General features: G+C 53.1%; 21 protein-coding genes. 6 read left to right on the top strand and 15 right to left on the bottom strand.

Going from position 1 to position 23,776, the window contains the following annotated elements:
* Nucleotides 1–44 precede the first annotated feature (44 nt).
* From dnaN to HS100_06035, 3 genes are all read right to left on the bottom strand, one after another.
* Nucleotides 45–1,178 carry a DNA polymerase III subunit beta gene (dnaN, locus tag HS100_06045; protein ID MBE7433456.1) on the bottom strand — a complete coding sequence of 378 codons (1,134 nt, stop codon included), beginning with the start codon at nt 1,176–1,178 and terminating at the stop codon, nt 45–47.
* A gap of 88 nt (nt 1,179–1,266) precedes the next feature.
* A complete protein-coding gene (locus tag HS100_06040) occupies nt 1,267–3,180 on the bottom strand; it encodes a hypothetical protein (GenBank protein ID MBE7433455.1) in 1,914 nt (637 codons plus the stop codon).
* A 57-nt stretch (nt 3,181–3,237) separates the two neighbouring features.
* Complete coding sequence (locus tag HS100_06035; GenBank protein MBE7433454.1) at nt 3,238–3,711, bottom strand: hypothetical protein; 474 nt, start codon at nt 3,709–3,711, stop codon at nt 3,238–3,240.
* 215 nt (nt 3,712–3,926) lie between these two features.
* On the opposite strand from HS100_06035, the gene HS100_06030 reads away from it, so the two are divergent.
* Nucleotides 3,927–4,274 (top strand): rhodanese-like domain-containing protein, encoded by a 348-nt coding sequence (locus HS100_06030; protein MBE7433453.1) that lies wholly within the window; start codon nt 3,927–3,929, stop codon nt 4,272–4,274.
* A gap of 125 nt (nt 4,275–4,399) precedes the next feature.
* Nucleotides 4,400–4,714 (top strand): cupin, encoded by a 315-nt coding sequence (locus HS100_06025; GenBank protein MBE7433452.1) that lies wholly within the window; start codon nt 4,400–4,402, stop codon nt 4,712–4,714.
* Nucleotides 4,715–4,749: 35 nt separating this feature from the next.
* Here the strand turns inward: HS100_06025 and HS100_06020 are convergent, their stop codons facing one another.
* The 4 genes from HS100_06020 to HS100_06005 all read right to left on the bottom strand — a co-directional run bounded on the left by HS100_06020 (nt 4,750) and on the right by HS100_06005 (nt 8,865).
* Complete coding sequence (locus HS100_06020; GenBank protein MBE7433451.1) at nt 4,750–5,949, bottom strand: acyl-CoA dehydrogenase; 1,200 nt, start codon at nt 5,947–5,949, stop codon at nt 4,750–4,752.
* Nucleotides 5,950–6,127: 178 nt separating this feature from the next.
* Entirely contained in the window at nt 6,128–7,426 is a 1,299-nt protein-coding gene (locus HS100_06015; protein MBE7433450.1) for a Glu/Leu/Phe/Val dehydrogenase, read from the bottom strand.
* A 227-nt stretch (nt 7,427–7,653) separates the two neighbouring features.
* Nucleotides 7,654–8,448, bottom strand: a complete 795-nt coding sequence (locus HS100_06010) for an enoyl-CoA hydratase/isomerase family protein (protein ID MBE7433449.1) — start codon at nt 8,446–8,448, stop codon at nt 7,654–7,656.
* A gap of 51 nt (nt 8,449–8,499) precedes the next feature.
* Nucleotides 8,500–8,865: a hypothetical protein gene (locus tag HS100_06005; GenBank protein MBE7433448.1), complete on the bottom strand. Its 366-nt coding sequence runs from the start codon at nt 8,863–8,865 to the stop codon at nt 8,500–8,502.
* A gap of 121 nt (nt 8,866–8,986) precedes the next feature.
* Between HS100_06005 and HS100_06000 the strand changes: the two genes are divergently transcribed.
* Both HS100_06000 and HS100_05995 read left to right on the top strand, forming a co-directional pair.
* A complete protein-coding gene (locus HS100_06000) occupies nt 8,987–9,616 on the top strand; it encodes a hypothetical protein (GenBank protein MBE7433447.1) in 630 nt (209 codons plus the stop codon).
* A 67-nt stretch (nt 9,617–9,683) separates the two neighbouring features.
* On the top strand, nt 9,684–11,765 hold the full coding sequence (locus HS100_05995; GenBank protein MBE7433446.1) for a protein kinase: 2,082 nt from the start codon (nt 9,684–9,686) through the stop codon (nt 11,763–11,765).
* Here the strand turns inward: HS100_05995 and HS100_05990 are convergent.
* The 8 genes from HS100_05990 to HS100_05955 form a co-directional block, all read right to left on the bottom strand.
* Nucleotides 11,713–12,828, bottom strand: coding sequence for a quinone-dependent dihydroorotate dehydrogenase (locus tag HS100_05990; protein MBE7433445.1), 1,116 nt, complete (start codon nt 12,826–12,828; stop codon nt 11,713–11,715). The two genes, HS100_05995 and HS100_05990, sit on opposite strands and share 53 nt — an antisense overlap.
* The gene (locus HS100_05985; protein ID MBE7433444.1) at nt 12,828–13,292 is read right to left on the bottom strand and encodes a DUF1905 domain-containing protein; all 465 of its coding nucleotides are present in this window, start codon (nt 13,290–13,292) and stop codon (nt 12,828–12,830) included. The genes HS100_05990 and HS100_05985 overlap by 1 nt, the downstream gene beginning before the upstream one ends.
* Nucleotides 13,292–13,900, bottom strand: a complete 609-nt coding sequence (locus HS100_05980) for an orotate phosphoribosyltransferase (GenBank protein MBE7433443.1) — start codon at nt 13,898–13,900, stop codon at nt 13,292–13,294. Before HS100_05980 ends, HS100_05985 begins: the two co-directional genes overlap by 1 nt.
* A gap of 2 nt (nt 13,901–13,902) precedes the next feature.
* Nucleotides 13,903–14,739: a hypothetical protein gene (locus HS100_05975; GenBank protein MBE7433442.1), complete on the bottom strand. Its 837-nt coding sequence runs from the start codon at nt 14,737–14,739 to the stop codon at nt 13,903–13,905.
* Nucleotides 14,736–15,569, bottom strand: coding sequence for an orotidine-5'-phosphate decarboxylase (gene pyrF, locus HS100_05970; protein MBE7433441.1), 834 nt, complete (start codon nt 15,567–15,569; stop codon nt 14,736–14,738). The genes HS100_05975 and pyrF overlap by 4 nt, the downstream gene beginning before the upstream one ends.
* Nucleotides 15,570–15,623: 54 nt before the next feature.
* Nucleotides 15,624–18,938 (bottom strand): lamin tail domain-containing protein, encoded by a 3,315-nt coding sequence (locus HS100_05965; protein MBE7433440.1) that lies wholly within the window; start codon nt 18,936–18,938, stop codon nt 15,624–15,626.
* Between the two features lie 121 nt (nt 18,939–19,059).
* Nucleotides 19,060–19,350, bottom strand: coding sequence for a stage V sporulation protein S (locus HS100_05960; protein ID MBE7433439.1), 291 nt, complete (start codon nt 19,348–19,350; stop codon nt 19,060–19,062).
* Between the two features lie 572 nt (nt 19,351–19,922).
* The gene (locus HS100_05955; protein ID MBE7433438.1) at nt 19,923–21,080 is read right to left on the bottom strand and encodes an amidohydrolase family protein; all 1,158 of its coding nucleotides are present in this window, start codon (nt 21,078–21,080) and stop codon (nt 19,923–19,925) included.
* Here HS100_05955 and HS100_05950 point away from each other — a divergent pair.
* Complete coding sequence (locus HS100_05950) at nt 21,049–22,056, top strand: fatty acid desaturase (GenBank protein MBE7433437.1); 1,008 nt, start codon at nt 21,049–21,051, stop codon at nt 22,054–22,056. The two genes, HS100_05955 and HS100_05950, sit on opposite strands and share 32 nt — an antisense overlap.
* Nucleotides 22,057–22,191: 135 nt before the next feature.
* Nucleotides 22,192–23,709, top strand: a complete 1,518-nt coding sequence (icd, locus tag HS100_05945) for an NADP-dependent isocitrate dehydrogenase (GenBank protein MBE7433436.1) — start codon at nt 22,192–22,194, stop codon at nt 23,707–23,709.
* The last annotated feature ends 67 nt before the right edge of the window (nt 23,710–23,776 follow it).

The following is a 23,776-nucleotide window of genomic DNA, read 5'->3' as shown; positions in this document are numbered from 1 at the left end:
TTGTTGTAAAAAAATTTGGGCGATGGTGAGTCGCCCAAATTTTATTATCCCAAATGCATCGGCATGATGACATGCAGGAAGTTATCGTCACCCACCGGCTTGACCACGCCCGGCGCATTTTGCGCAGTCGTTTCCAATGCGACGTTCGGAGTCTTGATGACTTCCAAAGCCTCGCGCAGAAACTTGACATTGAACGCGATCAACACGCCGCCGCCGTCAACCGTCGCTTCGACGATGGTCTCATTCTTGCCGGTCTCTTCCGAGGTCGCGGAAATTTCCACCTCGCTTGGCTGCATTTCGCCGTTGGCTTGTTTGATGTCGAGCCGCGCCACGTTCGAACCTTCGCGCGCGAAGATCTCCGCCTGCTTGCAGGCTTTGAGCAAAGCCGCCGTCGAGACCAAAGTGCGCGATTTGTAATTACGCGGAATGATCTGATGATAATCGGGGAACGTGCCGTCGATCAATTGCGAGACCACTTCCACATCTTTTACGCGGAATAAAACTTGTCCGCGTTGTTTGGGCACGACCATATAGATGGGTTCTTCGGGATCGTGCGCCACACGCGCCAATTCGTTCAACGCACGTGCGGGGATGATGATGTTGATCGAGTCTTTCACCGAATGTGCAAGCTGGCCCTTCCGCACCGAAAGACGGAATCCGTCTGCTGCAGCCATCGTGACCTTATCTTTTTCCACGTTCATCAACACGCCCATCAGCACCGGGCGGGCTTCATCGGTCGAAGCGGCAAACACGACCTGCTGGATCATTTCTTTAAAATCCGCCACGTTCAATTGCACGGCATCCTTCATCTCCGGCGTGGGCATCGGCGGGAATTCCTGTGCATCGATGCACTTGATATCGTTGTTCGAAGAGCCGCACTTCACGTGCAGGTTTTGAGTCTTCACATCCAAAGAAAGCTGCACCTGGTCTCCCGGGAGGGTGTTCACTAGGTCGTAAAATGTACGCGCCGGGACGGTGGTCGAGCCGTTCTCGTCGATGCGTGCTGGAATCCAGCAAGTGATCCCCAATTCCAAGTTGGTTGCTGAAAGTCTCAAGCGGCCCTCGTCGGTCGCGATCAAAATGTTCGATAAAACAGGCAGGGTACTGCGCGAGGAAACCGCGCGCGAAACAGTGCTCAAACCACGGGCCAGATTCTCTTGAAGGACAGTCACTTTCATGGTGCGCCTCGCTTGATGGGTTGCAATTTTTTCAAAAGTATATCATTAAGAAACAAGCAGGTCACGCGTATTGCGTGACCTGTTCAAATCAGAAGCCTGTCACCAGCGAAATCCCGAACATCAACAACCCGAACAACAACTGGCATGCGAACAGTGCCGCGAACACATATGCCACATACGTCCATATGGAAGTCGTCCGTTTGGAGGATTGCGGGCGGAGGTCCTGCCCTTCCGCCAGGGATTTTGCCGTATCCGCCGCCTGCTCGAGATCATTCATCCAAAATACGCCCGCCGCCTCATCGCTGACGATGAGCTTGTTCCCGTTGAATGACCGAATCCACGCCTCGACGTTTTGCGGCGTATTCACGGCCATTGAACCGGGCAGAATGACCACGTCTGCTTTTAGATCGCCGGAAATATTTTCATCGACCTTCAACACTGTGACAGGAACGCTCGTCGCGCGTTTTGCAAAGGTGGCTCTCACACTTTCGCCGAACCTGCCATCCTGGTCGAAGACAAGCACGTGGTATTGCGACTGTTTTTCCGCGAGCACGTCAGAGCGGGCAGTCCCATCCTTGCGCAGGGCTGTGAGATGATATGCCAGCAAAACGACGAACACGATCAATGCAGTCAGTTCATTGAGAGTATCCCGCAGCAACGAGCCGGTTTCCACGCCCAGCGCCGCATTGATCAGGTTGAATACCAGCATCCCCGCCGTCACCATCCCGCCGATGACGGAAGCGAACAACACAAGATACAAGTAAGACTTGCGGACAATCGAACGACGCGCGTGATCGCCCAAATCGTTGTTCTCCAATGCGCGTATTTGTGAAGGCTGCCAGGTCAGCAGCCAGACAGGCAATCCAACCGCCAGCGTGGCTATGGAGCCGGAAAATGGTTCGACGATCCCGCTCGTGCTCAGGTAACTGAAATCCAACACGAGATCGATCAGGACGGAGAAGAGCGAGATCAAACCCGTCACTGTCGCGGCAAGACCAAGGAAAGACAGGATGTAGTCGAAGAGTCTCCGTTTGCCTTCGCGGCGCGGAGGGCTTTCGTCGAACGAAAACTGATTATTGAGCCACTTGCCGTAATATGCCCAGATCACGCCCAGCGGCACGCCGATGGAAATGGGTCCGCCAAGCCGGCGCACAAATTCCAGCCAAGATCCGCCTTCGCCTAGCACCTGCAAAAGGATGAGATAGATCAGGTTTCCGCCTGCGACGAGGGTAACGATCACACCGCCGAGAGTCAATAAGTAGAGAAGCCCAAGGCGAAGATAAGACTCTCTTTCAGCGGAATCAGGCAGCGCGTCCTGCAGGAGCCGCCAGGAGTAATACCAGATCGGTGAGCCGATCAGCATCAAGGCAATCGCATTGACGGCCGTCTCACGTCCAATGTCCCCAAGCACGGCAGTCGGGAAGGTGAACACGTAACTCAGTGCTTGTTGAATGCCATAGACAACCAGTAACAATCCGTACAATACCCAGATGAAACGATACAGACGGCGAATCTCGGAAAAATTTTCCGCGTCAGGGACGCCCGACCAACTGGTTTTGAGGACATTCCAGAAATAAGCGGCGATGAGCAAATTGACGACAATGGCAAGAAGATTATCCACCCAGGTCTGACTGCCCCCGACCACGGCGCGGTATTCCGAAAGATTCGCGGTGAAAAGGATCGTGCGGTTGATGAGCGCAAGAAGATTCTGAACCACGGGAATCAACGTGCCGAGCAAAATTCCATACAGGAAGACCGCGCGAATGCTTGCGGACCGTTCCTCCGGATCCGACGCGGAAACACGCTGCGCCCAAAACCAATGAATGAGAAAGATCGGCACGCCCACGAAAATGAGCGCCAATGCGGATGCCAGATTTGAGGCGTTGTTGGATATCTCCTGCGTGTTGAAGATCGAACGCAGCAGACCAATGATGCCCCACAGCACCACTTCGATGCTGATGAAGGCGACGGCATAAAAATAAAGTCGGCGGATGGTTTTCATAAATATCTTTCCGTCATTGCGGGGACGGCGATCCTTGGCACTCGCAATGACACGATGTTACGGTTTATACGGCTCCTGGTACCAACTGTAATCCCAAAAGTTGTACGGCATGGAACTGACTTTCCATTTGCCTTCCTGTTCCACAAGCAGGGCACGGTCGGGCGAACCGGTGCGGGTGCTGAACGGATCGCTGTACGAATAATAGATCGTCAATTCCACGACCGCCTCATCGCCGTGAATCTCCGCTTCGCCCACATCCAGCCCGGTATTCCCCGGGTTGACCATGCCGTTCAAAAAGGATTGGCGGAAATCTTCATAGGTGGGTTTGTATTTCAGATCGGCAAGGTAACCGTAAGCCTTTTCGTAATCCTTCTCGAGCACGGCGAGGACATAATTGTGCGCCACGCCTTCGGGCGAATCTTCGGGAAGATAGTCGCGGCTGTCCTGCCGGGTGAAGAAGAGCGCCAATGCCAAAAGGACCAGCGCACCGACGCCGATAAGAATGCCGGTGAGAAATTTATCCTGTTTCATGAGAGAGCCTCCACATTTAACTTTACCCCAAAATAGACCGGCGAAACGATTCAAAAGTTCCCTTCTGTGGATGAGACTCTCCAAAAATCAATCACGGTATACTTGGCTGACCTTTGGCGCAAGAGAAAAATGCATGTATCCGCGCCGGGTATGACAAAAGAATATCATCGCCTCACCCAGAGCAATTGCAACCTTCCATGTTTTTTGGAGGAACCATGAAATCGAAAAGAATCATTTTGGCAATTTCCATCCTTGCCCTTGCCGCGCTCGCCTGCCAGACCCTTCTCCCAACGGCGGAGCCGGTTGCGGCTCCAACCCAACCTTCTCAATTCCAAAATAACAACGCGCCCCAAACCGAGGACGACGTTCCCCGGATCGGCGTCAAAGAGGCGAAAGCCGCCGTGGACTCAGGTCAAGCCATTCTGGTGGATGTGAGAGGCGCGGATATCTATGCCGAGCAGCATGCAGATGGCGCGATGTCGATCCCATTGGATATTTTCGAGTACGACTTTGCCAGCATCTCGCTCGAAAAAGAGCAATGGATCATCACCTACTGCACCTGACCGAACGAACATACGAGCGCCCGTGCGGCGTTCCTGCTCCTGCGCAACGGTTATGAAAAAGTGGAAGCCCTGCTCGGCGGACTCCAAGCCTGGATGGATGCCGGTTATCCCCTCGAACCTTAACGATGGAAAACGCGCCTCGAGTAACGCCCTGGCCTGATTCAACACCTCCAACCCGCACTGCGCTCTGGCAGTTGATGGTGGAAGAAGGTCTCGACCCATACGCCTGGTCGAATGGACCATTCGATATCTATTCTGCTCACTCGCACAGTTTTGATAAAGTGATCTATGTCGTGCAGGGCAGCATCACCTTCGGTTTACCCGAACTGAATCAGTCGCTGATATTGAAGCCAGGTGATAAATTGGATTTACCCGCCGGGGTTGTACATGACGCGCATGTCGGCGAGGAAGGCGTGGTCTGCTTGGAAGGGCATAAATAAGCTGTATGGGCGATGTTTGCATCGCACATACAAAATTACGAAAACGCCTGAATACCTGTCTGCGCCCTGCCGAGAATCAACGCATGGATATCGTGCGTGCCTTCGTAGGTATTGACCGCTTCAAGATTCATCACATGACGGATGACGTGATACTCATCTGAAACGCCGTTGCCCCCGAGCATGTCTCGCGCCGCCCGTGCTATCTCCAGCGCTTTGCCGCAGGAATTGCGTTTGACCAGCGAGACCATTTCGGGGGCGGCTTTGTCTTCGTCTATCAAACGTCCCACACGCAATGCGCCCTGCAAACCCAGCGTAATTTCCGTCATCATGTTTGCCAGCTTCAACTGAATGATCTGGTTCGCCGCGAGCGGACGCCCAAACTGCGGACGGTCCAGCGTATACTGCCGCGCCGCATGCCAGCAAAATTCGGCCGCACCGAGCGCGCCCCAGGCGATGCCGTAACGCGCCTTGTTCAAACACCCGAACGGACCTTTTAAGCCCTTGACCTCGGGGAAAATATTCTCTTCTGGAACAAACACTTCGTCCATGACGATCTCGCCGGTGGAACTGGCGCGCAAGCTGAACTTGCCTTCGATCTTCGGTGCCGATAAGCCCTTCATCCCCTTCTCTAAAATAAAACCTCGAATCTCGCCTTCGCTCCTTCCGCCGTCCTCGGCGGGAAGCTTAGCCCAAACCACAAAGACATCCGCTATCGGGGAGTTGGTGATCCACATCTTGTTGCCATGCAGGATATAACCGCCATCCACTTTTTTGGCGCGGCTTTCCATGCTGGCCGGATCGCTTCCATGGTTCGGCTCGGTCAATCCAAAACAACCCACAAGTTCTCCGCTGGCGAGTTTGGGCAGATATTTTCTGCGCTGTTCCTCCGTGCCATAGGTAAAGATCGGATACATCACCAGCGAACTTTGCACGCTCATCGCGGAGCGGTAACCGCTATCCACGCGCTCCACTTCGCGGGCGATCAAACCGTAGGCGACATGATTCAACCCCGCGCCGCCGTATTCTTCGGGGATGGTCGAGCCGAGGAAGCCCATCGCGCCCATTTCGTCCATGATCTCGAGGTGGAAGATCTCCTTACGGTTTGCTTCGAGGATGCGCGGCATGAGTTTGTCCTGGCAATATTTCCGCGCCGCATCACGGATCATGCGCTCTTCGTCGGTCAGTTGATTGTTGAACAAAAAGGGATCATCCCATTTGAAGGTTTGTTTGGACATAAGACCTCTGGAAAACAGGAAGTGGGCGGCGGATCGATAAACGCAAAATGATTGTATCAAATATCAGCGGATGAAAAACGCTGGAAAGCTGAATCAGTTCACAAGTCCAGAAAGAGGCGGCAATAAAAAGAGGACACGCCTCCCAGCGCATCCTCTTCTGTTTTCCATTTTCTGCTTGCTACGCCGAACCCGTCAACCAGCCGCGGAGTTCCATCGCCTTCACCACGCGGTCGATGGCGACCATGTACGCAGCATCGCGCATATAGACCTTCTCTTGCGTGCTGCGCTCGAGCACGGCATTGAAGGCGGAGGTCATCTTGGTGTCAAGGCGTCTGAGCACGGCGTCCTTTTCCCAGTAATAGTTGGCATCGTTCTGGACCTGCTCGAAATACGAAGTAGTCACACCGCCGGCGTTGCAAAGGAAGTCCGGGATGTTGAAGACGTTGTTCTTCTTGAACACTTCATCGGCTTCAGGCGTGGTGGGACCGTTGGCACCTTCAGCAACGATGCGCACGCGTTTGGAAACCTTCTTGACCGTATCGGCATTGATCTGGCCCTCGAGCGCGGCGGGGATCAACACATCGGCTTCGAACTCGATCCATTTATCGCCATCGCTCACATCATAACCGGCGTCCTGCGCCTTCTTCTTATCGATGGTCCCGTATTCATCCACGATGGAGAGCAGGAAGCGCGGATCGATGCCGCCTTTCTTGCTGTAGGTGTAGGCTTTTTTATCGTGGCGGTCGTAACAGGAAACGCAGGCGACCGTGCCGCCGAGCATTTCGACAAAACCGATGGCCGCATACTGCGAAACATTGCCGAATCCCTGCAACGCAGCAACCGAGCCTTTCGGATCGATGCCGAGATGTTTCATCGCCTCGCGCACGGTATAGATCACGCCGTAACCTGTCGCCTCGGTGCGCCCCAATGAGCCGCCGCCGCCAATGGGTTTCCCTGTGAATACGCCAGGCGTATATTGACCGACGAGTTTGGAATATTCATCCATCATCCAGCCCATCATCTGCGGGGTCGTGCCGACATCCGGCGCAGGCACATCATTGCGCGGACCGATATTCTTCCACATCGCATGCACCCAGCCGCGGCACAGGTCTTCCTTTTCCCGTAAAGTCAGCGTGGACGGATCGACAATAATGCCGCCTTTTCCGCCGCCGAGCGGAATATCTGCAACTGCGCACTTCCAGGTCATCCATGTCGCCAGGGCACGGACGGTGTCCATCGTCTCAGCCGGATGGAAGCGGATGCCGCCCTTGTTTGGTCCGCGAGCATCGTTATGCTGAACACGGAATCCCTGGAAAACCTTGAGGGAGCCGTCTTCCATGCGCACTGGAATGCGGAAGGAATATTCGCGCATCGGCCAGCGCAACGTTTCCGCCACGCCGGGATCGAGTTTCAATTGTTTGGCGACCGCATCGAACTGCTTCTGCGCCATTTCAAACGCGTTGATTTGTCCTGCCATGATTACCTCCAGAAAGGATTGTTATAGAAAAACATAAGCGGGCATCCCGGATGGATACCCGCTCCAAACAGCCTATGTGAATTTGCTGGTTCATATCGAAGAAGAATCCAGAAAACTGCCATAAAACTTTACACGATTATGACAGCACAGTCAATATGACAAAAGTACGCGGATTTCCGGCAAAAAATGATGTTTTAAATAACCCGAACACCCCCAAATTGGATACGCTAGTCATATTTCGGCAAGCGTTTTTCAAAGAACGCCCTCACCGCCTCTTGATGACTGGACGACTTTCCCAAATCCTCTTGCAGGATTCCCTCTCGATTCAGCGCCTCCTCCAGGTTTGGCAGGATGGCATCATTGAACACCTTCTTCCCCGCCGCAAACGCCTCGCGCGGACCTCGAGCCAGGTCCTCCGCAAACTGCCTTACCACACGCCGATAGTTGAATCCACCCACTCTGTTGACCAGACCCCACTCACAGGCCAATGATGCGGGAATCTGTCTATTTGAATAGAAATACTCCTGTGCGCGGCCCAAGCCGATGAGTTTTGGCAACAACAGCGAAACCCCCGAATCCGGCGCGAGCGCGATACCACTAAAGCCAACCACGAAATACGCGCTCGAATGCGCAATGCGCAAGTCACACGCCAAAGCGATGCCAAATGCCGCGCCCGCGCAAGGTCCGTTAACTGCCGCGATCACCGGTTTGCCCATCTTTCGAATCTGCAGGATGAGCGGGTTATAGGTCTTCTCCAGGTGTTCGCGATAGGAGATCCCGCCGCCGGCCTGTTTCATCTCGGTAATATCCTGCCCGGCGCTGAAGACCTTGCCTGTTCCTGTGAGGACGATGCACCGCACCTGCGAGTCTTTCTCCGCGTCGATCAGGGCGGTTTGCAAAGCCTGAGTCATTTCAAGATTGAAGGCATTTGCGCGTTCGGGGCGGTGAAGTGCCAGGGTCAATACAGCGGATTGAAGACTTGCCCTGAGCGCAGCCGAGTTGAGGGAGGGAAGCGTGGTCATTTGATTAAAAAAATACAGTCACTTGTGCAGTGACTGTATTTGAATCCTTTCTTATTCGCCGGGGTAGTCGTCCTGCGCCTCGTCGTCGCCTGAGTCGGTTTCGTATTCCACTTTCTCTCCGTCGAGGTAGACCCAAAGGAGTAAAACGTGCCCGTCGCTCGTTTCCACATTGCGCGCGGCAAGGATGGGAGCGGTCTGCTCCATTCCGGTCTCGTTGCGGTAATGCAAGTGGATCGAGTTCCGGTTATGCCATGCGTTGTAACAACGTTCGACGAGCGCCGGTCCGTTGAACGTCCGCAGGCGGGTGAGTGCAGGGATGGAAAGATGCGGGCTTTCGTTCAAGCCCATGGCCCAGCCGTCATTGACATGCTCGAAGATCGGGGGCGGTCCTTCGATGATCGTGATTCTGTCGTCCATAAGATTTACCTGAATGCGAATATACCACAACTGCGCATGAGAATCGTTTCAGAATTTTGTCAGAATCGTCAGGAAAATTACTCGTGGAATCGGGTTTCGGGCGGGTAAGTATAATTACAGCATGCCCAAACTCACCCCAAAGATCATCCTTGAAGGCACGCGCCTGACCTTCAAGACCGACATCGCCTTTGCTCTCAACGAACACCCCCGCATTGTCGGTCCGCGCAAGTATAAGTATCACTCGCCGCTCATCTCCGGGGAGTGGTGCGCATTCACCAACGTCCCCTGGGGGCGCGGCTTGATCAACTTCGAACCGCAGGAGGAGGCTCTGGCAATTGAAACCTACGAAACATGGGCCAGGCTTTTTGAGTTGCAGCGGTATTACTCCTGGATCATAGACCGCTTTCACATCTCAACGCGCATGTATCAATTGATGACATATAACAAGGATTACGATTTCCGCTGGCTGGAAGAACGGCTGTTGCCGCTCAACTTCCGATTGGTGTTGCTCACCCGTTCAGCCGATTCCTTCACAGCCGCCCGCGCGGAACGCTTGAAGGTTTCGGGGAATCCCTCCCAATACGACGATCTGAAAGTGTTCATCGAAGAGCAGAAGGTGATCCGCAGGCTGTTCGATGATTCGATCCTGACAAAGGTCGAGTTCGATGTTTCGGATAACAGCATTGCCTCCATCGTGGAACGCATTGCAGACTGGATGGAATCCACCGGCGGGTTGTATATGGCGGACTGAGTCAGATTACCGATTTTGAATCCCCGCCTGCTTGCGTCGAACCCTTTGAATAGGTATACTTGCTCTCATGACCATTCCAGAGAAGATCGGGCGCTATGAAATCAAGGGGGAGCTGGGTCGCGGAGGTTTCGCCACCGTCTATCGCGCCTATGATCCGCGCTTCGAACGCGAAGTCGCCATCAAATTCCTGCCGCCGGAGTTGATCCACTCCGATCCACAGTTCCGCATGAGGTTCGAGCGCGAAGCGAAGATCATCGCCCAACTGGAGCATCCCGCCATTGTGCCGGTCTATGACGTGGGAGAGGAGAACAACCAGCCCTATTTCGTCATGCGTTACATGAACGGGGGCTCCCTCTCCGAACGTATCAAGGCAAGGCAAAACTTCGGCATCGAAGACGCTGTCAGGATCCTGGAGCAGATCGCGCCGGGGCTGGACGAAGCGCATTCGAAAGGCATCGTTCATCGCGATCTCAAGCCTGCCAATATCCTTTTCACCAACAAGAACGTCCCGCTCATCTCCGATTTTGGCATCGCCAAGTTCAGCCAAGGCGAGGCGAGCGGTAACATGACCGGTTCTGCCATCATCGGCACGCCCGCCTACATGGCTCCCGAACAGGCCTCCGGAGACGCAATCGATGGACGCGCCGATATTTATGCGTTGGGCGTCATTCTCTACGAAATGGTGACCGGGAAACAACCCTACCAGGCGGATACTCCGCTTGGACTGGCGATCAAGCACATCACTGAGCCGGTGCCGCGCATCCTCGAAGCCAATCCCAACCTGCCCGTATGGATGGAAAAGGTCATCTCCACTGCCATGGCAAAAAATCCGGATGACCGTTTTTCCACCGCCGTGGAATTGGTGGAAACAACCAAAGCCTTCCTGCGCGGAGAGAAACCGCCCGACCGCACCGCCAACGTCACCTCGAAAATTTCTCCATTCAACAAGACCACCACCGTCCGCAAACAACACGCAGTGGTGGAATCGAAACGGCGCAGTCCCGCTTTCGCCATTTTTACCGGGCTCTTCCTTCTGGTGGCAGTGATCGGCGGCGGACTCTATTTCATGGGCGGGGATATCCTCCAATCACTCTTCGCGCCGCCTGCCACCGTAGCGATCACAAGCGGACCGCCCGTCGATACACCAACGCCCATCATCATCCAATGGACAGCCACACCCGCGTCCGCCTTGCCGACTTCCACCGCGACCCAGCCCGCGTCCTCGGGACTGCCCGTCGTTGGCGGCGCCGACAAGATCGCCTTTGTGCGCGAAAACGATATCTGGGTCATGAACGTTGATGGAAGCGATAGAAAACAATTCACCAACGACAACCTGCCCAAGTTCAACCTGCAATGGCTGCCCGACGGCAAGACCCTGCTTTTCATGTCCGGCAAAACCGTCAAGACCGTGAATGTCGAAACCGAAGTGCAGGAAGTCATCATCAATTATGTTTCCGCCGAGTATTTCGAAGGGTTCAGCGTCTCTCCCGACGGCAAAAAGGTCGCCATCAGCGTCAACCGCGAACTCTTCATCGTGCCTTACGATCTGATCAAACTGCGCTTCGCAACCCGCCGCAGCGCCCTGCTCGAAATGAACGGATGCCTCTTCAACAGCCTCCCGGTCAAGGATATCCAATGGTCGGACGACGGCACACGGATCGCCATCGAATATGTTGCCAATGTGAACGGCGTCCATGCAGATGCCATCCGCATCGTGGATGCGCAAAACTGCGAAGCGATGCCAAATTCAAACCTGGACGAATTCCCGACCGGGCGTTTCCAGTTCGGGAATGAAATCGTCAATTTTGACTGGGACGGCGACCTGCTCTTCTTCCTAAACAGCAACGTCCGTAATAACGGCTTTGGGGATATGGTCTTCTACAGCATATTTACTCATCGGGCAGATCCCGCCGTTCCGTATGAGGGAAATTGTTGCTACCGCGACGCATCATTCAGCCCGGACAGCAGTCATGTGGTATTCGCGTTTCAAGATATACGACTCGGGAGTACCAGCCCCATCGACCTTTACCTGATCCCGACCGACTCGGTCACCACATCGCGCAAACTCGAGCCCCTTCCATTGCCCGACGGATTCTTTACAAATCGGAGCGAAGCGCCGCAACCCGTCCTGCGTCCGGCACAACCGTAACGATTGCTTTCACCAGACCGGGCCCGCGATAGATCAACCCGGTATAGATTTGAACCAGCGCCGCCCCCATCTCGAGGCGGCGTTTTGCATCGTCGGGATTCATGATTCCCCCCGCGCTCACGACAGGGATTCTTCCATTCACATGTTTCAATGTCTGACGAAGAACCGCCTCACTCTTAACCCTGAGCGGACTCCCGCTCAACCCGCCCGTTTCTCCCCGATCATTCGACCTTAATCCCTCCCGCCCAAGGGTCGTGTTCGAGACGATGATTCCATCCATCTCTGTGTTGAGAATCGCTTCCACCGCGTCATTGAGCTCGGATTCGGATAAATCCGGCGCAAGTTTCACTAGGATGGGAATGCGTCGTGCAAGGGCCTGCTCTTCGAACAGGCGCTGCCGGTGCAATTGGGCAAGCAAACCCTCCAGGGCTTTGCGTCCCTGCAAATTGCGTAACCCAACCGTGTTAGGCGAACTGACATTGATGGTCAGATAATCCGCCAGGCCGGCAAATATCTGAAGCAGGGCAAGATAATCCAACACTGCATCCTCGTTCGATGTTTCCCTGTTCTTCCCAAGGTTGACTCCCAAAACAGTGTTCCATATTCTGCGTTTCTCCAGTCTTTCGTTTACGATGCCCATCGTGTGTCCAAGCCGGTTCGTTTGCATGGCCGGACTCAACCGCCCCTGCACGAACTCCGATCCGCGCGAAGGGAATCCCATGCGGTTGATCACAGCTTCATCCTCCGCCAAACGAAACACGCGCGGACTCGGATTTCCCGGCTGCGGCTTTGGTGTGACCGTCCCAATTTCCACGTGACCGAATCCCAAAGTGGCAAGCCCGCGGATTGCAACCCCGTCTTTATCGTATCCCGCCGCCAGCCCGATCGGATTCTTGAAAGTTAAACCAAAAACATGTACCGGTTTTGGCGGCGACTTATAAATGAATTCAAGCAGTTTACGTGAGGGGGGAAAATTCCCGGCGATGCGTAACGCGTGAAGCGTGAGCGCGTGAGCGCGTTCGGGGTCGAGGCGGAAGAGAAGCGGACGAAGAAGGGAGTACATCACACTCCCTTTTGCCCCTTTTTCAACATCGTTATGGTCTTCAGGATTCGATTGGCGCGCGTCTCGTCTTTCTTCGCCTCATTGATCCAATTCACATATTCCCGTTTATGGGTAAAGGAAAGTTTCTCGAAAATAACCCGCGCTTCCGTATCGTTCTTCAATTCTCTTTTCAGGTCTTTGGGGATCTTGATCACGCGCAGCTCGACATCCAGTTCCACCGTCACTTTCACCTTGTCACCGAACGTTTTGCCAATGCTCTCCCGGATATCCTTCAGAACGATCAGAATATGGTTCTCGCCGCCCATCCGGGCCAGCAAACCGCGGTAGGGAACGCCGTCGAAGGTTGCCTTCACCTTCGGGCGCTTCGCGCCGAAGTCTTTCTCTACATCAAAAGGCACTTCCACAAAAGCGCCGCCCCCGCCCGCATTTTGGATGACCGCTGTAAAGGTATGTTTTTTTGGCATTATCTGTTTTCCAAAAATTTCCGTGTCTCTTCGATCTTTTCCTTGGCGGCCTTTCCATTCGCCTCCCAATGATCCAATAACTGCGTAATGGTCAAAACTGCATGGAAGTGATACCCTGCCTGCTCCAGGGATTCCTTTGCGCCGGATTGACGGTCCACGAGAACGACAACATCCTTCACGAACAGCCCGGCGCCGATCAGTTTTTCGATGGCTTCGAACTTGCTCCCGCCGGTGGTGGCGAGATCATCGATAACCACGACCGTCTCTCCGGCATGATATTCGCCTTCGATCTCGGCTTTCGTGCCGTAAGTCTTCGCTTCCTTGCGCGGATAGATCATCGGATAATTACCCGCAAGGGAGATGGCTGTTGCAATGGGAATGGCGGCGTAGGGCAATCCGGCAATGCGGCTGAACTTCAATTCTTTCAAAACAGGTAAATAAGCAGCGCCGATCTGCTCCAATAATTTCGGAAAGGAGATGATGTAACGCAAGTCAATGTAGATCGGTGATTTGAGTCCCGACTTGAGCGTAAACTCGCCGAACTTGATACAACCGGCTTCGAGGAGTCCGTCTGCAAGAGCTTCTTGAGATGAATTAAATTTAGTCATTTTTATTTTCCCTTGTAAGTTTCCATCCATTTTTCAATTGCATTTAGCAAAACAGGGTTTCCTTCTTTTATTTTTTCGATTACTAGCTGCCTGCCATTTTTTAGTTTTATATGAACCGGGTAGGATATTTCATTTTTGCCCATCTGTTGTTCAAGCTCAACAGAGTTAATATCGTTGACATGAATCCTATATTCCCAAGCAATATATTTCACAACAAGAATATCCATATCAAATGTAATTTCTCTAATTTTTATACCCTGCCATAATAGTACCCCTCCTATAACTAACCCTATCATCAGAGTTAAAATATCTTGACTAAAAGAAATACCATTCTCTAAAGATATAACTATAGTCAGATAAATGGCAGGAAACCCCAAAACTCCAAAAAGCGTTGCCTCAATAATGTTTTGATGAAAAGCTTGGCTATCCTCAGATTTCCATAAATTAGGGCATTGTTGTTGAACAAACTTTATAACAAGAGGATAATCATCTATCTGTTGATTTATAAAAACTTTCACAGTACTATCAGCGTTAAACAGGAACAATCCTTTTTTACTGGCTTTAATTTCAAAAATTTCATTCCATTCAAGTGTTCTTTCTCCGAATATACTAATAGATGAAATAGCTTCGTTTGACACTATAAGTTTATATGTAAATGGAAAAAAGAGATAAATTGCAAAAATACCGATTGCTCCAAAGCAAATGGGAGGTGTTGGCTCATTATCAAATATCATCATGCCAATGATGATTATGATTACTAATGACGAATAGCCTAAGCGATATTTTGAAATACTATATGCCTTTGGCTCGTCGAATTTTTTTTCGTCTTCCTTGATCATTTTTGATTTTCCCTTTTAATTCGCAATATATCATCCCGTATCTCCGCCGCCGCCCTGCCGGGATCATCCGCCCGCGAGATGGCGCGGGAAATGGGCAGCAGCAATCCTTTTCCATCTTCTCTCAATCCCGATTTCAGCGTTATCTCCAATTCGCCGCCCTGCGCGCCGACTCCGGGAGCGAGGAACCACAAGTCCGGCGCGGCGGCGCGGATCATTTCCATGATTTGCGGATGGGTCGCGCCGACGACGACACCGACATTATTCTTCTCATTCCACTGCTGGGCAAGTTTCGCCACATAAATATACAATGGCATGGGCGTATCCGAACCCATCGGCATGACCAGCAGGTTTTGCAGATCCATCGAACCGGCGTTGGACGTTTTGCACAAAATGAAAATGCCTTTCTCCGAGCTCTTGATGAACGGTTCGACCGAGTCTTTGCCGAGATAGGGATTCAAGGTGATGCAATCCACGCCAAGATTTTCAAACGCGGATTGTGCGTACGCTTCGGCCGTGGATGAAATGTCGCCCCGCTTCGCATCCAGGACGATGGGAATGCGCGAGCCCATCCGGTGGGATTCTTCGCCGATGGCTTCGACGACCTGCTTGAGCGCCGTCCAGCCTTCCGCGCCGAAGACTTCGAAGAAGGCGGCGTTGGGTTTGAATGCCGCGGCGTAGCGAGAGGTCTGCTTGACGAGATTCAGGCAAAAGTCCCGGGCAGATGCGGCCGTGGGGCTTGGGAGGTCGGAAAGGTGCGGGTCAAGTCCCACGCACAGAAGGGAAGAGCAGTCATCGACCCGTTTTTCGAGAAAAGTGAAGAAAGATTCCATGTTATTCCTTGGAAAGAAAAACCCTAAAGGTCTTAAAGACCTTTAGGGTTTATTTTACTCAATGAACGTGCGCCATTTTTCATTCGTTTGTTGAATCCACAATTTATCGATCCAGTTCGTGAAATCCCAATAGAAGGGATTCCAAATATCCGCACCATAGCCGCGGCATTCGGGGATGAAGAAGTCAAGCGGGATGGTATCGGGCAGGTTGCAAACGGGGGATTCGACGCCGCCTATGGATTCGGGCGCCTGCCCTTCGCGCGTGTTAGCTAGATTCGGCGTGGGTGTGCAATCTTCGAACCAGGAATCGCCGGGGTTGCCGTCGGGCAGGCGGCAGAAGGACGCGTCTTCGGCGCGGGCGACGTTGTAGGTGTAGGCGTCATAGATCTTGCCGCTCGAGTTGATCAGGCGCACGGTCTCGCCGCCGTCACTGAGCAGCAGGTTGGTCTCTTTGCTGTAGAAAACGATTCGTTCGCCGGGCTTGAGCGTGACCGCAGGCAGGGAGAATGATTTTTTACCGTTCACGCCATCCAACTTCCAGCCGCTCAGGGAGATATCGATGGAGGTCAGGTTCTTGATCTCGACGAACTCGTCGAAGACATCGGCTTTGCCGTCCTGGTTCCAGTCGAAGCCGGGGCGCGCAAGGATTTCGTTGATGATCGGGCGCGGGTCGATTGGGATGGGAGGGGGAATCGGAGTGCCTGTGGGAGTTGCTTCGGGCGTTGGGGTTGGAGTGGGGAGGGGCGAGTTGCCGCTCTTTGGCGTGCCGATGATGTCGCCGCCGTTCGCGTTCTTCCCGTTTCTCGTTGAACCGGAATTGGTCGACCAATTGCTGTCGCTGTCGGTGGATGTGCTTTTGCGCTCCATGGTGCCATAAGTTGACGTACTGCCCGCGGGCCAGCTCCCGCCGTTGCCATTGGCGGTATCGATCACTTTATTGGCGGAGTCGTACAAAGTCAGCGCTTCGCCGCTGTTGGAAAGTTCTCCCGTGTAAACCTGGTCCGCCGGGATATCGGAGACTGTGCTGTCGTCATCGCGCTCAAGAAGGAAATACCCCCCGGCGGGAATGTTGCCGTTGAGCGTGATGGACGGAGTGCCGTCCGCGGCTCTCAACGACCAACCGGTGATGTTGATGGTCGCGTTGGTTGTGTTATACAACTCGATCCACTCATCGCCGGGCAGGCTGGAGACGGTTCCCGCCCACGCCACTTCGTTGATGATGATGGAACGGACGCTGGATGCGGCAAAAGTGACTGAATTATCGGTGGAGGTGCTTGCAGCGTTATTGTTGCCGGAGAGATCAGTGACGCGGTTGATCGCGATCGAAGGGACGATGGTTCCATACCCCGAGGATGTGGCGGAAAGAGTGAAAATCCTGTTATCGCCGGAGTTGGCGATATTCCAGACCACGCTGGAGGCTGTGCCGGATTGAGTAATGTCTGCAGCGGTGAAGGTGGCTGTGTTGATCGGTTCGGAAAACTGGACCGTGAAATTGATGGGTAATGCATTGGTCGGGTCGAGTTGAGAACCAGATTGGTTGATGGTGACAGTGGGCGGAATGGTGTCGTTGAATTGGACGCAATTATTTGGCTCAGGGAGAACACACCCAGGATTGTTTGAAGGGAAATTATGATTTCCCGCCCTATCTCTTACAACCGGTGCGGCATCTGAGCCCGCATTGAGGCTTGGGACAATTGTTCCCGCGCTGGAAGCAATCGCAGACAGAGTGAAATTCTGGTTGTCGCCTGAATTGATTATGCTCCAGGTAATCCCTGTGGCCGTGCCGTTTTGTCTGATATCTGCGGTAGTAAATGTAGTTGCGTCTATCGGTTCATTAAATGCGACTGTAAAGTTAATGGGCAGAGCGCTTGCTGGATCAACCTGGGTCAATGACTGGTTGATGGTTACAGTGGGAGGGGTATTATCTACATTATAGGTTTCATCAGTTGCTGGTTGGGTATCTGGAAGGGAGTTTCCACCTATATCAGTAATGCTATGTCCTACATTTAAATTTATATCAACTGTACTGTTCAGGTTGACCATGACCGCACCTGATAGTCTCAGATCATATAGTCTTCCATTTTCAACCTTTGTTAATCCAGGGGTTGCCCCGAGGACACCGTTGACAGCAAAGTCAGCTACATCCACCCCGTTTACCGCTTCATTGAAGGTGATCCTAAACACAATTTCATCTGCATTTGTAAATTGAGAGGTCGGACTCTGTCGCGTGAAAGACAAAAGCGCTGGCGTAACTGACGTATTATCAATCTGAATATTTCGTGTCGCGCTCAAAGTACCCGTGGTCCCCGGCTTGGGCAGGATCAAAGTCGCGTCCCCGCTTGCGCCCACGATCGTTCCTCCATTCAATGAGAGGGCGTTATATCCGGCGTAATCAAGATCATTCGTATTATCCCCCGGTTGGATCGTGTAATTGAAAGTCAATGTATTTGTACCGCTTCCGCCTGCATAAACAGCAGGTCGGTCGGTCAAGCCGGTTTCGATCGACAATGTGGGCGACCCTGTAACAGTGACAATGTTGCTGAAGGTTAATTGAATATCAATAACGAGACCGCTCGTATCAAGGTAAACGCCGTCGCCAATGGAAGAACTTGTACTTATCACAGCCAAACACGGTACTGCCGCGCTGGCAAAGTTCTGCGGGTTGCTGGTGGAGGAATTTAAAATAAAATCCGTTGCGTTGTTATCAGTATCTCTGCAACTTCCTGCACTGCCGCCAAACCTGCGTTCATAACTTTGATTGGCGGTTCCGCTCATTGCGGAAAGCTGCGTTCCCTCCCTATACGCTGTCGTATTGCACATTCCTACTTGATCGATAATAATACCGGCATTATTTATCAAGGCAATTCCGCCGTCATCCGCGATACCTGTGGAGGCGTAAGATAGATCAAGAGGCATCGATCCTGTGTATTCCGGAGATTTACCGATCAGATAATATTGTCCGGGCACAAGGGTGGTATTTATCGTCACGAGAGGTCCGCCTGCAGCCACGCCTCCACAACTTGTAGATCTTCTTAATACCCAATTATTTAAAGTAACCGAATTCCCGCTCGCATTGTAAATTTCCACAAACTCATCATCCGCCCCGCCTGGTCCGCGCGTGCGAAACTCGCTGATGAAGACGCTCAATTCATCGAAAGCCGCCACCGGCTTTGCCTCCACCACCCCGGCGCGCGGAGAGAAGGTCCCTGCGCACAAGGCGAGGATGAAAACCAGCACGAGAGCAATGCGGGGAAAACGATTCCGTTTGGACATGGGAAGGCTTGGGCGTGGAACCGGCTGTAAGATGCGGATCAGGTCTGGGCGGGGGTTGAGGCGCATTTCGACAGGCTCAATGCGTAGCGAGTCCACGCACGAAAATTATACCCTTAGCAGGGCACAAGTACCCTTCGCGGGCGCATATATTCCACCCTATTAAGTAAGTCAGGTGACAGTCATGGCGCCGCGGCGTCGAGACTGTCACCTCTGAAATCTATGAACCGGCTGGAGCTGGCGGCGCAGGATTACGCGGCTCGACCACCAATTTGATGGCGGTGCGCACCTTATCTTCGATCTCCACATCCACGAACTCGGGGACACAAACCACATCGATCCCGTCGTTCTTGAGATAACTGGAGGCAAGCACGAGAGCCTTCACTGCCTGATTGACGGCGCCTGCTCCAATCGCTTGCACTTCGGCCCGTTTATGTTCGCGAATCACCCCCGCGATCGCCCCGGCGACGGCAGAGGTACGGGAGTTGGCTGAAACTTTGATCATATCCATGGCAACCTCCCAGGGTTGGCAAAGGGGGGACAGAACTTATTTGTGGATTGTACAGGAATACCATAAGAGATTCAATTGGTATATAAGTATGATAATGGATTCGTAATAATAGTAGGGGCTGTGGATGATGTGGATAAGATGAATCAAGCCCCACATCTGGACGAAACCCGCACGCCTCCCCCAGACTTGAGGTTGACTCACCGACCCACGCCTGACTCTCGCTGTGGATTTTTTTCGGATAACTTTTCCGCAGGAGCATTCAGGAATTTATAACTTCAAGTCGATTTTCCATATATTGGATTTATTGAAATCAGCCCCCCATATTTAGGGGTGCCATATTTCTAATCAAAAACTAAAAAGCCTCGGCAAGGACGCTGTTGTCCACAGGGGAGGGGACTTTTCCACAGATTACTGGCACTTATCCACAGAAACAAGGGTCGGAATCGTATAGTTGTCTAAACAAATAATCCGAAATATGGGAGGCAGATGGGATTTTTCGGATAGGAATGGCTGGAATTGTGAAAAAATATACCATTCACCAGACCCGACAGGTTTCTGAAACCTGTCGGGTCTCATCTCACATTCCTGCCAGAACCTGGCTTTGCCAGGACTTTCCCATCTTCGAATGCGGTCTTTCCACGTAAAACAACCTTGCGAACCTTCCCCTTCACCTTCCAACCCTCGAAAGGAGTCCAGCCGCAGCGCGTGAATTGATCCGCGGCTTTGATCTCATAGATGGCGTTTTCATCCACTTCCACCCAGGTTTCAGGCTGGTCGGGCAGGTGGAAGATGCGTTTTGGGTTGGTAGAGAGCCTTTGCACTACATCGTCAATCGTCAACCGTCCATCGTCCACAGCCGTAAGCAACAAAGGCAGCAATGTCTCCAGACCGGGGAAACCCGGCGGTGGATTCTCGCCGTCCTTTTCAGCCAAAGTATGCGGAGCGTGGTCGGTGGCGAAGCAATCGATCACGTCCAGATTTATCCACATGCTATCCACATCCTCTTTTGTCGCGAGCCGCGGGCGGACTTCGGTTCTACCGGCGGGCAGACCTGACAGGTCTTTATCTAAGAACAGGTGATGCGGGCAAACTTCGCATGTGACCTTGATGCCCTTTTCCTTTGCGGCTTTGATGAGCAGGATCTCTTCTTTCAAAGATACATGCGCGATATGAACAGGATGATCGTAAATGGCGGAAAAAAGGATTGCCGCCGCCATCGTGCGGCTCTCGGAGTGCATCACCATGGGCGCCGACTTGGGGAATTTTTGAAAGTGCGGGGTCCACAGCGTCATGTCGTCGAGGCGCAATTCGCCAAAGGTGGAATCAAGGTACATCTTCAGCCCGGCAGCCCTCGGCGCGAGCGAAGCGGCGACATCCGGATTATCGGGACCCGCGCCGATGTATTGACCGTAGTCACAGCGGGATTTGGCTTTCGCGGCACTTAATGCCAATTCAAGGGTCGCTTCATCGAAGATGGGCGGTTTCGTATTCGGCATCGCGAGGATGGTCGTCACTCCACCGGCAAGCGCGGCTTGGGTGGCGGTGTCCCAATCCTCTTTGTGAGTTTGGCCTGGTTCGCGGACATGCACGTGGGGGTCGATCAAACCTGGGAGTTTCAACATGAGGAAAGTATACGGCTTTTTTAATCGTTCTGCATTATCATAAGCGGAAAAGATCAACCCATTTCGGAGGGCTTCCATGAGCATCGGACAGATCAAATGGCAATCCATCGTTGCCAAGTATGCATACCCCGAAACCTGGCGCAGTCTGTGGCAGGTCTTCAATTCGGTCATTCCATTTTTTGTGCTGTGGTATCTGGCATATCTCAGCCTGCAAGTCGGCTACTGGCTGACCTTGCTTCTCACCATCCCTGCCGCCGGGTTCATGGTGCGGATGTTCATCATCTTCCATGACTGCTGTCACGGCTCGTTCTTCAGGACGAAGCTGGCCAACGACCGCCTCGGCCTTCTCCTCGGTGCGGCGGTGTGGACTCCCTATTTTCACTGGAAGCATTCGCACGCCATCCACCACGCCACAGCCGGGGATCTCGACCGGCGCGGAATCGGCGATGTGTACACGATGACGGTGGAGGAATATCTCGCCGCTCCCTGGTACAAAAAATTCGGCTACCGCGTGATGCGCAATCCCTTCATCCTGTTCACCATCGGCGCGATGATCGTGTTCGTTTTCGCTCATCGCTTCTGGGACCGTGGCGCGGGGAAGCGCGAAAAGAACAGCGTGGTGTGGACGAACCTTGCCCTGATTGGTTTTGTCGGTTGGGCGATCCACATCATTGGCTGGCAGGCGTATCTGCTGGTGGAACTTCCCATTCTGCTGATGGCTTGCGGGGCGGGCGTCTGGCTCTTTTACGTCCAGCATAACTTCGACCCGACCTACTGGGAGCGCCACAAGGATTGGAACTTCTTCAACGCCGGGATGGATGGCAGTTCCTACTATAAACTTCCAAAGGTCCTGCAATGGTTCACGGGCAATATCGGCTTCCATCACATCCATCACCTCAGCCCGAAGATTCCCAACTACAAACTGGAGCAGTGCCACGAGGAAAACCCGATGTTCCAGATCGAGCCGCTGACGGTCCGCGACAGTTTGAAGTCGCTGTACTTTCGCTTGTGGGACGAGAAGGAAAAGATGCTGGTCGGCTGGAAGGCGTTGAGGAAATACAAACTGCAGACGCAGAAGACGTAAATCAAGGTGACTGTCACGTTCAAAAGTGGCAGTCACATTTTTTAAGATGAAAGTCACAGAAAGCCGGGGCAGGCGTCGGCGAGGAAGAGGCGGATGTTATAATCCCGCCAACATTTTGCTAGGAGATTCGGAAAGATGGCATATCAAAACGTAAAAGTCCCCGCGGGCGGGGCGAAGATTTCAATTCAAAATGGGAAGTTGAACGTCCCCGATAACCCGATCGTCCCGTTCGTGGAGGGCGACGGGACCGGGCGCGATATCTGGCGCGCTTCGGTGCGCGTGTTCGATGCGGCGGTGGAGAAGGCATATGGCGGCAAGCGCAAAATCCGTTGGATGGAAGTGTATGCGGGCGAGAAGTCGTTCAAGATGTTCCAAAGCTGGCTGCCCGATGAGACCACCGAAGCGTTTAAAGAATTTCTGGTGGGAATTAAAGGTCCGTTGACCACGCCGATCGGCGGCGGCATCCGCTCGTTGAACGTTCAACTCCGCAAATTGCTCGATCTGTACGTCTGCCTGCGCCCGGTGCGCTGGTATAAGGGCGTTCCTTCGCCGGTTAATCATCCCGAATACGTGGATATGGTCATCTTCCGCGAGAATACCGAGGACATTTACGCCGGTATCGAATTTGCATACGGAACCGAAGACAACAAGAAGTTCAAGGAATTGTTCAAGGAAGCCTTCCCGAAGGAATATGCCAAGATGCGCTTCCCGGATACTGCGGGCATCGGCTTGAAGCCTGTATCGGTGGATGGCACCGAAAGGCTCGCGCGGGCGGCGATCCAATATGCCCTGCTCAACAAACGCAGGAGCGTGAACTTTGTCCATAAAGGTAACATCATGAAGTTCACCGAAGGCGCGTTCAAGGACTGGGGTTACGCCCTCGGCAAGCGCGAGTTCAGGAACGACGTGGTGACCGAGCGCGAGAGTTGGATCCTCGGCAACAAAGAGAAGAACCCGAATTTGAGCGTTGAAGACAATGCCAAGATGGTCGACCCCGGCTTCGACATGATGTCCCCCGCCCAGCAGGGCGATATCAAATCCGAGGTGGAAGAAGCGTTGAAATTGTGGCCCACTCACGGCGACGGCAAATGGAAAGCGAAACTACTGTTGAAAGACTCCATCGCCGACGTCACTTTGCAATTCGTCCTCATCCGCCCGCGCGATTACGATGTGATCGCCACGATGAACCTGAACGGTGACTATCTCTCTGATGCGTTGGCGGCGCAGGTGGGGGGAATCGGCATCGCGCCCGGCGCGAACATCAACTATGTGACGGGTCACGCCATCTTCGAGGCGACTCACGGTACGGCTCCGAAATATGCCGATCTGGATAAAGTGAATCCCGGCTCAGTCATCCTCTCCGGCGAGATGATGCTGCGCTACATGGGCTGGACAGAAGCCGCCGATTTGATCGTCAAAGGCATGGAAGGCGCGATTGCGGCAAAGACTGTGACGTACGATTTTGCGCGTTTGATGGACAAGCCGACCGAGGTCAAATGCTCGGAGTTCGGCGATGCGATCATCAAGTGGATGGATAAGAGTCCTGAGCTGAAAGTTGAAAGTGGAAGGTCGCAGGTTGCGGCGAAGAAGCCTGCCAGGAGAGTGGCAAAGAAGGCTGCGCCTAAGAAGGCGGCGAAGAAGAAAAAGAAGTGATCGATGATCAAAGACCTCGGAGGTTTCCAAAACCTCCGAGGTCTTTTTTTAACTCAAGTCCGCTTTC

The organism is Anaerolineales bacterium (genome assembly GCA_015075725.1).
Lineage (GTDB): Bacteria > Chloroflexota > Anaerolineae > Anaerolineales > Villigracilaceae > Villigracilis.
This window is presented reverse-complemented; position numbering and strand designations above follow the sequence as displayed.

Coding starts and splice junctions, on each gene's coding strand:
- pyrF (MBE7433441.1), bottom strand. CDS start 15,569: ATGGAATCTTTCTTCACTTTTCTCGAAAAACGGGTCGATGACTGCTCT.
- HS100_06015 (MBE7433450.1), bottom strand. CDS start 7,426: ATGGCAGGACAAATCAACGCGTTTGAAATGGCGCAGAAGCAGTTCGAT.
- HS100_05955 (MBE7433438.1), bottom strand. CDS start 21,080: ATGGATTGCCATTTGATCTGTCCGATGCTCATGGAAGCCCTCCGAAAT.
- HS100_06030 (MBE7433453.1), top strand. CDS start 3,927: ATGAAATCGAAAAGAATCATTTTGGCAATTTCCATCCTTGCCCTTGCC.
- HS100_05990 (MBE7433445.1), bottom strand. CDS start 12,828: ATGTACTCCCTTCTTCGTCCGCTTCTCTTCCGCCTCGACCCCGAACGC.
- HS100_06020 (MBE7433451.1), bottom strand. CDS start 5,949: ATGTCCAAACAAACCTTCAAATGGGATGATCCCTTTTTGTTCAACAAT.
- HS100_05950 (MBE7433437.1), top strand. CDS start 21,049: ATGAGCATCGGACAGATCAAATGGCAATCCATCGTTGCCAAGTATGCA.
- HS100_06035 (MBE7433454.1), bottom strand. CDS start 3,711: ATGAAACAGGATAAATTTCTCACCGGCATTCTTATCGGCGTCGGTGCG.
- HS100_06010 (MBE7433449.1), bottom strand. CDS start 8,448: ATGACCACGCTTCCCTCCCTCAACTCGGCTGCGCTCAGGGCAAGTCTT.
- HS100_06005 (MBE7433448.1), bottom strand. CDS start 8,865: ATGGACGACAGAATCACGATCATCGAAGGACCGCCCCCGATCTTCGAG.
- HS100_05980 (MBE7433443.1), bottom strand. CDS start 13,900: ATGACTAAATTTAATTCATCTCAAGAAGCTCTTGCAGACGGACTCCTC.
- icd (MBE7433436.1), top strand. CDS start 22,192: ATGGCATATCAAAACGTAAAAGTCCCCGCGGGCGGGGCGAAGATTTCA.
- HS100_05975 (MBE7433442.1), bottom strand. CDS start 14,739: ATGATCAAGGAAGACGAAAAAAAATTCGACGAGCCAAAGGCATATAGT.
- HS100_06040 (MBE7433455.1), bottom strand. CDS start 3,180: ATGAAAACCATCCGCCGACTTTATTTTTATGCCGTCGCCTTCATCAGC.
- HS100_05985 (MBE7433444.1), bottom strand. CDS start 13,292: ATGCCAAAAAAACATACCTTTACAGCGGTCATCCAAAATGCGGGCGGG.
- HS100_05995 (MBE7433446.1), top strand. CDS start 9,684: ATGACCATTCCAGAGAAGATCGGGCGCTATGAAATCAAGGGGGAGCTG.
- HS100_05960 (MBE7433439.1), bottom strand. CDS start 19,350: ATGGATATGATCAAAGTTTCAGCCAACTCCCGTACCTCTGCCGTCGCC.
- HS100_06000 (MBE7433447.1), top strand. CDS start 8,987: ATGCCCAAACTCACCCCAAAGATCATCCTTGAAGGCACGCGCCTGACC.
- dnaN (MBE7433456.1), bottom strand. CDS start 1,178: ATGAAAGTGACTGTCCTTCAAGAGAATCTGGCCCGTGGTTTGAGCACT.
- HS100_06025 (MBE7433452.1), top strand. CDS start 4,400: ATGGAAAACGCGCCTCGAGTAACGCCCTGGCCTGATTCAACACCTCCA.